The organism is Hyphobacterium sp. (assembly GCF_043584775.1).
Classification (GTDB): Bacteria; Pseudomonadota; Alphaproteobacteria; order Caulobacterales; family Maricaulaceae; genus Hyphobacterium.
Map to the genome: position 1 here is coordinate 1,959,326 of NZ_CP121327.1, position 14,781 is coordinate 1,974,106.

The following is a 14,781-nucleotide window of genomic DNA, read 5'->3' on the forward strand; positions in this document are numbered from 1 at the left end:
ATCCGGGATTCATGAATAGGAGTCGGGTATGATCCGTTTTGATGGGCGCACAGCGATTATCACGGGTGCCGGAAACGGCCTTGGCCGTAGCCATGCCTTGTTACTGGCCGAGCGTGGCACAAATGTTGTTGTCAACGATCTGGGTGGCGCGGTCGATGGCTCTGGTGCCTCGCTGTCCGCCGCTGATTCCGTGGTGAAAGAAATTACCGACAAGGGTGGCAAAGCGATCGCCCACGGAGCGGACGTTACCAACCCGGATCAGGTCGCCGATATGGTCGATCAGGCGATCAAAACTTTCGGGGCCGTGGATATCCTCGTCAACAATGCCGGTATCTTGCGCGACAAATCTTTCGCCAAGATGGAGCTGGCCGATTTCGAGCTGGTCCTGAAGGTCCATCTAATGGGGTCTGTGACCTGCACCAAGGCGGTCTGGGATCACATGAAGGAACGCAATTATGGCCGCATTGCCATGACCAGTTCCTCTTCCGGAATCTACGGCAATTTCGGCCAGTCCAATTACGGCGCGGCCAAGATGGGCCTCGTCGGCCTGATGAATGTCCTCAGCATCGAGGGCAAGAAGAACAATATCCGGGTCAATACGCTCTCGCCCACTGCGGCAACGCGGATGACGGAAGGCCTTCTGCCCCAAGCCGCTCTGGATCTGATGACCGTCGAAAGCGTGTCGGCGGGTCTGGCCTATCTGGTCTCGGAAGACGGACCTGAACGCACAGTGCTTTGTGCGGGGGCCGGCGGGTATGCCGCGACACGAATTTACGAAACACCGGGAATATACCTGCCGCCAGAGCAGCAAACGCCGGAAGCCATCGCCGAGAATTTTGACCGCATCCTTGATCCGGCAGGCCAGGATATGCTGACGGATGGATCGGGCCAGACACTGAAATTTGTTGCCGCCGCCGCGAAGCATTTCGGCATTTCGCTGGGCTAGTCATGGCGCACAGTTTTGACGACGCCATTGCCCTGACCGAGCTGGAACGTACCGGGCAGCGCGGGCGTTTCTCTGGTACAGTGACGGATGCCTATCAGAATATGATTGGCCCTTTTGGCGGCGTCAGCGCTGCCATGTTGGCCGAAGGGATGGCAAAAGCGTCACGCGATGGTCTGGAGCTGGTGTCGATTACCACCGATTTCATGACCGGCATGACGGAAGGGCCGTTCGATCTTTCTGCGATTTGTCATCGCGCCGGAAAGTCGACCGAATTCTGGGCCGCCTCTATCAAGCAGGCTGATAGCGCGAGCCCGGCCCTGCGCGCGACGGGCGTTTTCAGTCAACGGCGCGAGACGCTGGAATGGACCGAAGGTGAGATGCCTGTCGTTCCGGCACCGGATGATTGCACGCGCTTTGTACCGCCGCGCGGATGGGGTGAGCGGATCGATATCCGGCCCGCCACCAATACCGACATTTTCAATACAGATTCGACGGCCAATACGCTCTGGGCGAAGTTTGCAGAGCCCAGAGCGCTCGACCCGGCGGGACTGGTCTGCCTTGCGGACACCCCTACCCCGCGCATTTTCTTTGTCGCCAAATCTTTCGTTCCGCTCTCGACCATTTCCCTGACGGTTTATCTGCATGCCAGCGCTGACGACTATGCCGAAGCCGGGGACGATTTTGTTCTGCTTGACGTCAACGCCGCGCGCGGCGGGGGCGGGTTCTATGATCAACATGCGCGTATCTGGTCGCGTTCGGGAAAACTCCTGGCGACGACGCAGCAGATGGTCTGGTTCAAGGCGGAAAAGGCCTGATCGCTTGTCCCTCTTGTGTTTCTGGCGGCATCGACTGATAAGTAGATCAGGAATTGGCTCAGGAGGACTGTTTATGACCATTGTGATGTCCCGCCTGAATGGCGGCGCGAGCTGACGTGTTACGTCAGGGCAGACCGTTTGGGCTGCGCCCGCATTTCGTTCCGCACATTCATGTTTGTCCACGCTGCCGCTCACGCGGGAGCGCATGTGCGCTTGGCCTTTCGGCCAGAACGGAATTTCTGAAATGACGAATTACACACTTGATGAGCTGGGCTGGCGTCCGGCTTTTCTTCAATCTCTTGACCTCGACCACGAAGCCATCAGCGATGTGGTGAGAATCTCTGCGGTTCATCGTGATGCCTATGAGGCGATCGGGCCGGACGGAGAGTTGCGCCTGCATATGATGCCGATCGAGACACCGGTCGAAGACCGCCCCACCGTCGGCGACTGGGTGTTGATGGACCGCGCTCTGGAGCGGCCTGCTCGCGTGCTGGATCGGCAAACGCTGTTCGCGCGCAAGGCCGCGGGCCATGATCACAGCGTTCAGCTGATCGCAGCCAATGTCGATGCCGGTTTCATCGTGTCGTCCTGCAATGACGACTTCAACCTGCCGCGGCTGGAGCGCTATCTCTCACTCGTGCGGGATGCTGGCGCCTTTCCCGTTATTGTTCTGACCAAAGCCGATCTCGCGGAGGATGCGGCCGACTATGTAGCGCGCGCCCGGAAAATCGCCGGGGATTGCCCGGTCGAAGCGGTCAATGCACGCGATCCGGCAGAACTTGAAAAGCTGATGGTCTGGGTCGGCAAGAACCAGACATTGGCGCTTCTGGGGTCGTCGGGTGTCGGCAAGACGACCATTCTGAACGCCCTTGCCGGCAAGGATGAAGCGGTCTCCGGCATTCGCGAAGATGACGCCAAGGGCCGGCACACGACCCGCGGCCGGTCCATGCACAAGCTGAATGCTGGCGGTTGGGCGATTGACCTTCCGGGCATGCGAGAGCTGGCGCTTGCGGGAACGCAGGAGGGCCTGGAAACCACTTTCGGCGACCTGCTGGAGCTGACGCATCAATGCCGGTTTTCCGATTGCCAACACGACCGGGAGCCGGGCTGTGCTGTCCGGGCGGCAATAGAGAGTGGTGATCTGGATGAGGCCCGCCTTGCCCGTTACCGCAAGCTGGAGCGCGAAATCGAGCGCAATGAAGCCTCCATTCATGAGCAGCGCAACAAACAGCGAGGCTTTGCCAAGATGGTGAAGCAGGTGCAGTCGCAACGTTGGGCGCACCGTAAACGCACCTGATATTTGCGAGATTTGCAGTGCCGAAACAAGCCACAGGCGGCCGCGCCGCCTGTGGCGGAACGGTAAGTTGACGTAAGCGTCAGACTGGACAAACCCGGTAATTCAATCAGCATGTCGGACAACGATAATCCGGGGAGTTCATCATGCGCGAAGCTGTCATCGTATCCACCGCCCGCACGCCCATCGGCAAAGCCTATCGCGGTGCGTTCAACAACACACAGGCCCAGGAATTGGGTGGCCACGCCATCAAGCATGCCGTTGAGCGTTCCGGCATTGATCCTGCGGAAATTGATGACGTCGTCATGGGCGCTGCCATGCAGCAAGGCTCGACCTTCCAGAATACGGCGCGCCAGTGCCTGATCCGCGCGGGCCTGCCCAATTCGGTTGCGGGCCAGACGATGGACCGACAGTGCGCGTCCGGCATGATGGCGATTGCGACAGCCGCCAAGCAGATCATTTCAGACGGCATGCAGATCACCGTGGGGGGTGGGCTGGAGTCGATTTCGCTGGTCCAGAACGAGCACATGAATTTGCACCGCGCCTTTGATCCGTGGATCAATGAGCATGTGCCCTCGCTTTACATGTCGATGCTGGAAACCGCCGAGATCGTCGCCGAGCGCTATGGCGTTTCGCGCGATGTTCAGGACGAATATTCTCTGCAAAGCCAGCAACGCACAGCGGCCGCACAGGAAGCCGGCAAGTTTGACGACGAAATCGTGCCGATGGCCTCCAAGATGGGAGTCTTCAACAAGGAGACCAAGGAAATCACCATCCAGGACGTGATGCTGGAGAAAGACGAAGGCAATCGGCCGTCCACCACGCTGGAAGGCCTGCAATCGCTGAAACCGGTTCATGCCAATGGCCAGCAGATTGCGGAAGGCAAGTACATTACCGCCGGCAATGCCTCGCAGCTGTCCGATGGTGCCTCCGCTTCGGTGCTGATGGAAGCCAAGGAGGCCGAGAAACGCGGCCTGGAACCGCTCGGCATCTATCGCGGTATTGCCGTGGCTGGTCTCGATCCCGATGAGATGGGCATTGGTCCGATCTATGCCGTGCCACCGCTGCTGAAGGCCCATGGCCTGACCATGGACGACATCGGCCTGTGGGAGCTGAACGAGGCCTTTGCCGTGCAGGTTCTGCATTCGCGTGATGTGCTGGGCATCCCCAACGACATTCTGAACGTCAACGGCGGAGCGATTTCCATCGGTCACCTGCCAAATACGTGGTCTGCACCATGTGCGTCGGCGGCGGCATGGGCGCTGCGGGCTTGTTTGAAGTGACATAAAAACAGCCTGGGGAGATCGTCGATGTGGCGTTCAATTTTATTGATTGGAATTACGGGCATGATGGCCGGGTGCGAAATGGCCCAGCAAGATGACGCTGAATTGCCGCGCGACCGGTATATTGAGGCCCGCGGACGAGCCATCGTCGAATTTGTTCCAAATCAGGCGAGTTTTGAAATCAGCTATGAAGGGCGGGCCGATAGCAGCGAAACGGCATCGGGTCTCGCGACCATCCGTGCGAATATAGCAACAGACGCTATTCGACAGATTGGCGGCGATGCCGTTTTCATCTCCTCCGACCTCAGCGTCCAACCATACTACGAGCAGATATCCGTTCAGACGGGTGAATTTACTCAGACGCTTCGACAGAACCGGCACCCCGATGCCCTTCTGGGTTATATCGCCACTGTGACCTTATCGGTTGAAACCAATGATCTTGAACTGGCGCCGCAGATTCGCGGCGCAGCCCAAGCAGCTGGGCCAAGCAGCGGTAGCAGAATCGACTATCACTTGCAGCCGACCGCCGACCATCACCGGCAGGCTTTTGCTGCCGCGATGGAGGATGCAGCAGAGCGCGCGCAGATCGTCGCTCGAGCATCCGATTCGACACTGGATGGCATCGTGAGTTTGCGCGAGGGAAATCAACCATGCGTTGGCGATCTCACAGGGACGGGACTCGCACAGGATTTCAGTGAAGACCGGATCGTTGTGACGGGAAGCAGAGTAGGTCGGAGCGAGCTCGACAGCATTTCTCCGATAAGCGTCATTAGTAGCGAGCAGATCGAAAATGAAGGGTTCTCCCAGGACCTGATCGATGCCGTTGTTGCCGCATCCGATGACTTTTCAATGGCGTCCGACCCCACCATGCAATCTCTGACGTCTTTTGTTTGTGCCATTTTTGCGGTCGAGGAATAAATTATGACCCAACGCCTCCCTGCTCCTACCCGTGAAGAGATCACAGAAGCCGGCCTTAAAATAATGGCGGAAAACCCGTTCTTCGCGGTGGGCGAAGCGGAAATTCGCGGCGCGACCTATCGTGTTTTTGCCAATGCGCCCAACAATACGGATGGCTTGCTCTTCATGTGCGACATGCACGGCGACAAGACCGCCGTTGTGTCGGGCGATGTGCGCTGGTCCTTTGCCGATCTGGCGCGTGAAAGCCGCGCCGTGGCGGCCGGCCTGACAAAGATGGGCGTCAAGAAAGGCGACTTTGTCGCCACGGCGACGCGCAATACACCGGAATGGATGGCGACCTATCTCGGCGTGACCCAGATCGGCGCGGTCATCGTTCCACTCAATGGCTGGTGGACGGCCCACGAAATGGAATTCGCTCTGAAGGATTGCGGTGCGAAAATCCTGCTGGTGGATGGAGAGCAATCACCCAAATTCCTGCCGCTGAAAGACAAACTGGGCCTGACGCTGATTTCCGGTCATGGCGAGTTTGAGGGTCAGGATCACACCTGGGCATCGATCCGCGATGCGGGCGCGGGCGAAACACCGCCGACCGAAGTGGTCGAAGCCGATGATCTGATGTCGATCATGTATACGTCCGGATCCACAGGCGATCCCAAGGGCGTGATGCTGACCCATCGCGGTGCCTGGTCGGTCTTGCTTTCGTTCGGCTTTGTCATGTCTGCCGCCAAGGAAACCGCAAAGGGCGCGGCCATGGCAGAAGCGGCTGGTGACCTCGCCATTCTCGTATCGGTGCCGCTTTTCCATGTGACGGGGTCTCACCCGGTCTTCATGCTGTCGCTTATTCTGGGACGGAAAATGGTCCTGATGCGGGCTTGGAAACCCGAAGAGGCCGTCCGCCTGATCAAGCAGGAAAAAATCACCAATTTTGTCGGCGTTCCGACCATGTCGCACGAGTTGATGCTGGCAGCGGAAAACATGGGCGAGAGCCTCGATACGCTGACGGATTTGTCAGCCGGCGGTGCCAAGCGTCCTGCTGCCCACGTGAAACGGCTCGCGGACAGCTTCAAGCGCGCCTATTCGTCCACCGGTTATGGCCTGTCGGAGACGAGCGCGCTCGGCACCTACAATGGACTTTCGGATTATCAGGCTCACCCCGGATCCTGTGGCCGCGCCGTGCCGCCGGTCACCGATGTCCGTATTGTCGGGCCGGATGGTACCGACATGCCGCCGAACGAAGCCGGTGAAGTCTGGATCAAGACGCCGGGAATCTTCGCAGGATATCTCAATCTGCCAGAGGAAACGGCCAAGGCCCTGACGCCGGATGGCTGGTTCAAAACCGGCGATGTTGGCACCATGACGGAAGACGGAATGGTGACGATTGTCGATCGCTTGAAAGACATGATTGTCCGGGGCGGCGAAAACGTTGCCTGTCTCGAAGTCGAGGCCGCGCTTGTCAAACACCCGCGCATTCTGGAAGCGGCCGTCTTTGCGGTTCCGGACGAAAGGCTGGGTGAAGCGGTTGGCGCAGCGATCTATACCAAGCCGGGTATCGACATCACGCTGGATGAACTCAATGATTTCCTGGAGGGCGATCTGGCGGCGTTCAAGCGTCCCGAGCACCTCTGGCATTACAACGAGCCACTGCCCCGCGGCGGAACCGAGAAAATCGACAAGCCCGGCTTGCGGAAGAAGCTGTTGAGCGGTAGCCCATAGGGCATGAAACTTACGCTGGATGCGCGATTTTTGGTGCTCGCACTCCTTGTGCTGGCACTCGCATGGGCATTGCGGGCGGCGGGCGATGTCGTTTTGCCCTTCCTGATTGCCGGCTTTCTCGCTGTCATACTGGAGCCGCTGACACTTCGTTTTTGCAAATGGGGCGTGCCACGCTATGTGGCGGCGCTCCTGTCCACCCTGCTGGCGGTTCTGGTGATCGCGGGGCCCATCGTAGCCATCACGCCGATCGTCATCATCGAAGGCCGCGATCTTGTCTCACGATTGCCGAGTCTCGTTGACAATGCTCTCACGGCGGCCGGCCAGATTGCCATCTCCATGGGGCTGGAACTGCCCGATTTGACGCTTGAGGAGCTGACAGGTGAAAGCAACCCTGCCCAAGCCATCGGCAGCCGCATCGCGGGATCGGTCTCGGGCGCACTTTCCGCCCTTTTGCTGACTTTCCTGACACCGGTGGCGCTTTTCTTTTTCCTGAAAGACTGGCCCGGAATTTCAAAGGCCGTCAGCGACCTGCCACCCCGCCGTTATTCCGACGAATTGCGCCGCCTCGTCCGGGAAATCAATCTCCAGCTCTCCCGATATGTTCGCGGCCAATCACTGGTCATTCTCATACAGGCTATCTATCACGCCGCTGCGCTGGCGGTGCTGGGCCTCAATTATTCCGTGGCGATCGGAATTCTGACCGGGCTTTCGGCGATCATTCCGGTGGTCGGCAATCTCGTCATGTTCTCGCTCGCCATGCTGGTGGCGATCAGCCAATTCGATTCAATCTGGCCGATCCTCGGAGTTATGGCCGTGTATGGAACGGCGCAGATTCTGGAAACCGTCTGGCTCGCGCCCAATCTGGTTGGCAGTCAGCTCAAGCTCCACCCGCTCTGGGTGATGGCGGGCCTGCTGATTGGCGGGGCATTGTTCGGATTTCTCGGCGCCCTCCTCGCTCTGCCCATGGTGGCCGTGGGCAGTGTGATTGCCAAGCATGCCGTTGAATTCTGGAAATCCAGCGAATTCTACAAGAAGCCGGACCCTCCCAAGGCCAAGTCCGGATGATATCTATCCTCCTGATCCTCGGCGGCCTGATATTGCTCGCCTTTGGCGGGGACGGGCTGGTCCGCGGCGCGGTAGGTATCGCAAACCGGCTGAAACTGTCGCCGATGTTTGTCGGCCTTGTCCTGGTTGGTTTTGGCACGTCCGCGCCTGAACTTGCGACCAGTCTGCATGCCCAGTTTGCGGGATCTCCTGATGTCGCCGTCGGGAATGTGGTGGGCTCCAACACGGCAAACATTCTGCTGATCCTGGGCGTCGGCGCGGTCATACGCCCCATTCTCGCTGTACGCGAGGCGCTTTTGAGAGACGGTCTGGCACTTTCCATAGCAACCGCTGCAGCCATAGCCTTGCTTTTGTACTCACCGGCCCCGCCACTATGGGGTGCGGGCCTTATCGCCGTGCTGCTCGCCTATATTGGCTTGAGTTATTTTCTGGATCGCAAGCGCGGAAACAAGGCGGGCGCCCTGCATGAGGCTGAAGCCGTCAGCGCCGGCGCACCGGAAAACATCTGGATCTCTTCGGCTTTCTTTTTCGGCGGACTGATTGGCGTTCTTGTTGGCGCACGACTGTTAGTGGACGGTGCCATCGATGTCGCGACCGCATTCGGAATTCCCGAAGCGGTGATCGGCCTGACGATTGTCGCCGTCGGAACGTCCTTGCCGGAATTAGCCGCCACCATTGCTGCCGCATTGCGCCGGCAGGGCGATGTTGCCTTCGGCAATGTGATCGGCTCGAACATATTCAATGCAGCCGGCATTCTGGGCGCGGCGGCACTGGTGCGCCCGCTGGATGTGCCGGCGCGAATTCTCGGCGAAGATATCTGGGTGATGCTGGCGGCAACAGCAATATTGCTCGTCTTTGCCTTTACCGGGCAGCGTGTCGACCGACGCGAAGGTGCCCTGCTTCTTGCGCTTTATGCGGGCTATATCATGTGGCTGGCAGGTTCGGTCTGATCATTGGGGGATGGCATGAAATTATGGTTTTCAATTGCGGGCGGCGTTCTTGCGCTGGCCCTTCTGGTTCTGGCCGTCATGGCCTGGACGCCCACACCGCCGCCTGCCGATGAAGACGCCATTCGCGCCGCTTCTGCCCAATACTCGGCGCGCATCATTCGCGACTCTTATGGTGTGCCACACATTTACGGCGAACGGGATGCCGATGTCGCCTTTGGGCTTGCCTGGGCCCATGCAGAGGACGACTGGGAAACCATTGAACCGACATTGCTGGCCGCGCGTGGGACTCTGGCCCGCTATGACGGACAGTCGGCTGCACCTACGGATTATATTGTGCAGCTTCTCCGGATCCGGGAGACCGTCGCCGACCGCTATGAAAGCGATCTGTCACCGCAAGCGCGCGCCATTGTCGAAGCCTATGCCGACGGGATGAATGCCTGGGCGCTGGAAAACGGCGACCGCGTGAGATCCGGCGTGCTTCCGATGACCGGGCAGGATGTTGTGGCCGGTTTCGTCTTGCGGACGCCCTTCATGTACGGTCTGGATGCCGATATCGGCGAACTCTTCGAAGACGAACGCCAGCGCACAATTTCCATCGGCGAAACCGACACCGCCTTTCATCTGATCGACGGACCCAATCCCGAATTGGGGTCCAATGCCTTTGCCGTCGCTCCCGGCCGTTCCGATGACGGCGCGACACGGCTGATCGTCAATTCGCACCAGCCCTTCACCGGGCCTGTCGCATGGTATGAAATCGGCCTGCATAGCGAAGAAGGCTGGAATGCCGGGGGCGCGACATTCCCCGGCGCGCCGCTGGTGCTGCATGGCCATAATGCGAATCTTGGCTGGGCCCATACCGTCAATCATCCCGATCTCGCCGACATCTATGTGCTGGAGGTCAATCCGGATAATGAGAACCAATACCGCCTCGACGGCGAATGGGTGGACTTTGAAACCGGAAATGCTGCGCTCCGCGTACGCTTGTTCGGCCCGTTTTCATGGGTCTTCAATCGGGAATTATTGTGGTCTGTGCATGGCCCCGTTCTGCGTCAGCCGCACGGGACCTATGCGATCCGCTTTTCCGGTCATGACGAGGTACGCGGCGTCGAGCAATGGTACCGGATGAACCGCGCCGAGAACTGGGAAGAGTGGCGTTCCGCCATGGAAATGCGGGCGATCACCAGCCTCAATACGATCTATGCCGACCGCGAGGGCAATATCGCCTATCTCTACAATGCCCGCATGCCGGTTCGGGTGGAGGGGTATGACTGGCGGGAATACCTGCCAGGGGATCGCTCGGACCTGATCTGGACCGAGTATCAGCCCTTTGATGCCCTGCCCCTGCTGTTGAACCCGGAGTCAGGTTTTGTCGCGAATGCGAACAACACGCCGTTCCGCGCAACCGACCCCGCCGACGATCTTGATCCTTCAGATTTCTCTGCGACGTTCGGGATCGAGACGGAAATGACCAATCGCGGACAGCGCCTGCTTCCTCTCCTGATCAATGATCCGTCAATCAGCGCGGCAGACACGCTGGAATACAAATTCGACCTTATCTACGCGCCGGATTCTCCCGTCGTGAGACTGGTCAGTCAGTTATTGGCCATGGATCTGGACGATGAAAGCCTGCTGATTGAAGCGCAAGGCGTTCTCGGCGAGTGGGATTTCTCAACGGATGTCGAAAACCGTTCCGCTGCACTGGGTGTGCTGACCGCGATCAAATGCATCGTCAATCGTCACGATTCGCGCCCCTTCACCTGTGACCCTGAAGCGGCCTTGCGTCAGTCTGCAGAGGATCTCATGGCCCATCATGGTCGGCTCGATCCGACATGGGGTGAGGTCCATCGCCATGTACGTGGCGACTTCGATGCGCCGGTGGATGGCGGGCCGGATATTCTGCGCGCCATTTATTGCGGCTGCGAGGAATTGAACGAGAATGGGCAGTTCGTCGGCATGGCGGGGGACACCTATATCATGGCCGTGGAATGGGATGCCGACGGCAATCTGGACAGCCAGGCCATTCACCAGTTTGGTTCTGCCACGCTTGACGAAAATTCACCTCACTATGCCGATCAGGCAGATGAATTTGTCGCCATGGAGTTGCGAGACTTCCCCTGGACGCAGGATGAAGTGCTGGACGGAGCAACCCGGGATTATGTCGTGGGAGGCCGCTGACGAAAAACCTGCAATGACAAACTCGTGAATTGAGTCTGTCATTTTGCGGTGCTTGATAGACGGGGGCATTTAAATCGGCGCAACCACTGGAGGGTGGCGTGATTTATTCTGCTCGTTTTTCAATTCGCAAACTCCTGTTTCTCATTATCCTGATCGTCATCATTGGGCCAATGTCATCGACGGCGGTCGCCCAATCACCAGGTAACTGTGCCAATCAACCCAATCGCCAGCAGCTCGATTTCTGGACCGGCAGCTGGAATGTCTATGACAGCGACGGCGCGTTTGCCGGACGTCACGTGGTCACAGAATGGGAAACCGGCTGTTTGATTGAAGCCGTCTGGACCGGCGCGGACGGCAGCACGCAACAATCGATGAATGTGTTCGACCCGTTGCTGGGCAGTTGGCGGCAGCTCTTGGTGAGCCCCCTTGAAATCGCGGATCTGCGCGGCTCGTTCTCCGGCGGAGCCATGACTCTGTCGGGCAATCTCTTCACGCTGGAAACGCAGGCCACCACGCAAAGACGGCTGACCATCACCGCCAATGGCGATGGCACGCTGACCTATCAGCTCGACAATCGGGCCGGCGCTGGCGATCCGTGGATGGCCGACCGGACATTCACGGCGCGGGACGTGACCACCGACACCGAAAGCCACGACCTGCCGGTGACGTCGGACTACGTTCCGGGCCAACCGGATTGCTGGGGCCTGCCGCAACGCGCGGACTTCGCCTTCGCGGCCGGGCTCTGGAATGTTGGCGCCGCAAACAATTATCTCGCCAGCTTACAGTCGGGCTGCCTGATCCGCGAGCGCTGGGCGGCCGGAGGCAACAATACCGGCGTGTCCTACAATTTCTTCGATCCGTTCGCGAACCAGTGGCGGCAGGTCTGGATCAGCCCGAGCATATTCATCGACATGGTCGGCGGTGTTTCACCGCCCGGTTCCGCCATGCGGATGCAGGGCCAGATCTTTTATCACAACGGCCGGACCGCACCTTTCCGGGCATCCTGGACGCCGCAATCCCCGAGCTGGATGGTCCAGTTCATGGAGGAGCAGAACAATGGCAGCTGGAGTACCTGGTTCAACGCGTCCTATTTCCGGGCTATCAATACTTTTAGCGCATCGGTGAGCTTTGCCGGGCTCGGTTCCGGCGAGGTCAGCAGCCAGCCGACCGGTATCAATTGCGCCAACCCGCCCGCCATGTGCAGCGCGCCCTTCCCGCTGGAGGCGCCAGTCACGCTGTCGGGCAATGCAGATTCCGGGTCGACGTTCGCGGGATGGGTCGATGGGCCCTGCTTCGGGCAGAGCGGCGAATGCGCCTTCAATATCAGCGACGCCACCGAAGCCGTAGCGCGCTTCACGCTGGATGCCGTGCCGGACGGACGCATTGTGGCCGCCCTCCTGCCCGGCGCGCGTTCAGGTTATCTCGGCGGTCCCGACCTCACGGTCTTCGCAACGGTTCTGAGCCGGGCCTCGACCCCGGCCCAGGGCTGCCGCATCACAGCGCCTGATGGTGCACCTGCCAATCTGAGCTATCGCCGGGTCGATACCTCGAACCTGCCCGAAGGCCCACCCGATCCGGTCTTCGACTTGGGTAATGGTGGCAGCGCGTCCTTCGTGCTGACCCTGCAGCCGATCGCGGAGACCGCGGCCAGCGGCACCAGTTTTGCCCCCGTCATCACGTGTGAGAATGCCACGCTCGCCACGGTGCCGGGCGTGAACACACTGTCCCTGTCGATTGATAATGTGCCAGTGCCGGACATTCTATCCATCTCGGCCACACCCTCTGCTGATGGTGTGATCCGGATCGGCACCAGTGGCGGGATCAGCTTCATGAGCGCATCCGCGATCAATATCGGTGCCGGAGACGGGTCGGCAGGTGAAGGCGAAGCCACGATCACCGTGTTTGCCGATGATGGCGGGGCCGGTCTGCCGCTGACCTTGCAGGTCTGCGAAACCGGTCCGCAGGGGGGCTGTCTCGCACCCCGGTCGGACGCCGTCACCACCGTATTCGGCAACGAGGCGAAATTCTTTGCCGTTTTTGCCCGGGCGCAAGCCGGCAGCGGCATCGGCTTCAGCCCGGCCAGCGCGCGCGTCTATCTGCGCTTTCGCGATGCCAATGGCGTCATCCGCAGCGTGACAAGTGCAGCGGTCACTGCTCCGGACTAGTCGCCGAAGCTACCCATAACACCAGGGAAGACGACCGGGCTTTCGGACCCGTCCGCCGCAACGGATGACACCCCGAAATAGTAATTGTCGATCACGACATTTTCGAGCGTGTATTCGGTAACATTGCCGACAAAACGGGAATACTGCCATTGGGGTTGGTCGGTGTAGCGCCACCAGACCCGATAGCCGGCGAGATTGGCGGCGGCGGCCGGGTCCGGAGCTGACCAGCGCAATATTGTGTCCGGCGACACCGCGCCCTCAATCGCCACATTGGCCGGGAATGGCGGGGCGCCCGCCATCATTGCCAGAGCGGCGGCATTCAGCGAGGTCAGCTTTGCGGCATAGTCGAAGTCCACGAACTCGATCGTATCGCCATAATGGCGACCGTCTTCATTGCGCAGGTCCTGATGTTGCCGGTCATAGTGCTCATGCACTTCCATGATCCGGACGCCGGGAATGCCAACTTCGTTGAACGGCCGGTGATGTCCACCCCGGCGAAAGCGGTCGAGCCGGTAGACCAGCATTGTATCGAGATTGGGAATATATTGATCAGCCACACGGTCGATCAGTCGCGCGAGATTGCGGGACGGGCTGTCAACTTCACCGCCCTGAAAGCGGCGCGTACGGGCTTCTTCCGGCGTCTCGTTGGCCCGCGTGCCTTCGGAAAAGATACGCGCCGTTGAATTGTCCGTGACGCCGTCAATGCCGGTGATATTGCCGATCATGTCATTGTTGAGGACCGCCTTGATCCGCCAGCCCTGTTCGAGCGCATGAGCGGCCACGATCTGTCCGCCGAACAGGCCCTGCTCCTCGCCTGACAGCGCCGCATAGATAATCGAGCCTGCAAATTCGCGCTGCGAGAGGACGCGGGCCGCCTCCATGACGCCCGCAACACCCGAGGCATTATCGTTTGCGCCCGGACTGTCGGATGTGCCGTCGAGCGGATCGGTGACACGGCTGTCGATATCGCCCGCCATCATGACATAGCGGTCGGGATCCAGCGTGCCGCGTTGAATGGCAAGAACGGAGACAACTTCGGTCGGTTCGGGAATACGCGTCTCACCGGAGATCGTGTCGGAGACATAGATCACTTCCAGGCAACCGCCGCACTCGGCCGAAATGCGTTCGAACTCTTCGAATATCCAGCGCCGGGCTGCGCCGATACCGCGAGTGTCACTTTCCGTTTCGGAAAGCGTGTGGCGGGTTCCAAAATCAACGAGTGTCTGGATATCTGACCCAATTCGCTCGGCCGACACATCCGCAACGATGTCGTGAATGGCGAGCACTTCCGATGGCGGGGCAGTTTGCGCCATCGCCATGGATGATGTGGTCAGGACGGCGGCAGTCACGAGCCAGTGGCGCATACGAAAATCTCCCCGGAATTGCTTCGGGGAGATTAGCGCGTTTGCTCGCCTTGGCCAGTCTGACGCTGGCCATTAGACGCGGCTGTTCCGGAT

At 59.6% G+C, this 14,781-nt stretch carries 10 protein-coding genes and 1 pseudogene; 10 read left to right on the forward strand and 1 reads right to left on the reverse strand.

Annotation, left to right across the window (positions count from 1 at the left end; translation table 11 throughout):
- Positions 1 to 28 precede the first annotated feature (28 nt).
- The 10 genes and pseudogenes from P0D52_RS09785 (at position 29) to P0D52_RS09830 (ending at position 13,324) form a co-directional block, all read left to right on the forward strand.
- Entirely contained in the window at positions 29 to 946 is a 918-nt protein-coding gene (locus P0D52_RS09785; protein WP_394692472.1) for an SDR family NAD(P)-dependent oxidoreductase, read from the forward strand.
- Between the two features lie 2 nt (positions 947 to 948).
- Positions 949 to 1,761: an acyl-CoA thioesterase gene (locus P0D52_RS09790; RefSeq protein ID WP_394692473.1), complete on the forward strand. Its 813-nt coding sequence runs from the start codon at positions 949 to 951 to the stop codon at positions 1,759 to 1,761.
- Positions 1,762 to 2,005: 244 nt separating this feature from the next.
- Entirely contained in the window at positions 2,006 to 3,058 is a 1,053-nt protein-coding gene (gene rsgA, locus P0D52_RS09795; protein WP_394692474.1) for a ribosome small subunit-dependent GTPase A, read from the forward strand.
- Positions 3,059 to 3,201: 143 nt separating this feature from the next.
- Positions 3,202 to 4,343 (forward strand): annotated as a pseudogene (locus tag P0D52_RS09800) (acetyl-CoA C-acyltransferase).
- Between the two features lie 22 nt (positions 4,344 to 4,365).
- Positions 4,366 to 5,256, forward strand: coding sequence for an SIMPL domain-containing protein (locus tag P0D52_RS09805; protein ID WP_394692475.1), 891 nt, complete (start codon positions 4,366 to 4,368; stop codon positions 5,254 to 5,256).
- 3 nt (positions 5,257 to 5,259) lie between these two features.
- Complete coding sequence (locus P0D52_RS09810) at positions 5,260 to 6,969, forward strand: class I adenylate-forming enzyme family protein (protein ID WP_394692476.1); 1,710 nt, start codon at positions 5,260 to 5,262, stop codon at positions 6,967 to 6,969.
- Between the two features lie 3 nt (positions 6,970 to 6,972).
- Positions 6,973 to 8,034 carry an AI-2E family transporter gene (locus tag P0D52_RS09815; protein WP_394692477.1) on the forward strand — a complete coding sequence of 354 codons (1,062 nt, stop codon included), beginning with the start codon at positions 6,973 to 6,975 and terminating at the stop codon, positions 8,032 to 8,034.
- On the forward strand, positions 8,031 to 8,984 hold the full coding sequence (locus P0D52_RS09820) for a calcium/sodium antiporter (RefSeq protein ID WP_394692478.1): 954 nt from the start codon (positions 8,031 to 8,033) through the stop codon (positions 8,982 to 8,984). Before P0D52_RS09815 ends, P0D52_RS09820 begins: the two co-directional genes overlap by 4 nt.
- Positions 8,985 to 8,999: 15 nt before the next feature.
- A complete protein-coding gene (locus tag P0D52_RS09825) occupies positions 9,000 to 11,159 on the forward strand; it encodes an acylase (protein WP_394692479.1) in 2,160 nt (719 codons plus the stop codon).
- 98 nt (positions 11,160 to 11,257) lie between these two features.
- On the forward strand, positions 11,258 to 13,324 hold the full coding sequence (locus P0D52_RS09830; RefSeq protein ID WP_394692480.1) for a hypothetical protein: 2,067 nt from the start codon (positions 11,258 to 11,260) through the stop codon (positions 13,322 to 13,324).
- Here the strand turns inward: P0D52_RS09830 and P0D52_RS09835 are convergent.
- The gene (locus P0D52_RS09835; protein WP_394692481.1) at positions 13,321 to 14,688 is read right to left on the reverse strand and encodes a M28 family metallopeptidase; all 1,368 of its coding nucleotides are present in this window, start codon (positions 14,686 to 14,688) and stop codon (positions 13,321 to 13,323) included. The two genes, P0D52_RS09830 and P0D52_RS09835, sit on opposite strands and share 4 nt — an antisense overlap.
- Positions 14,689 to 14,781 lie beyond the last annotated feature (93 nt).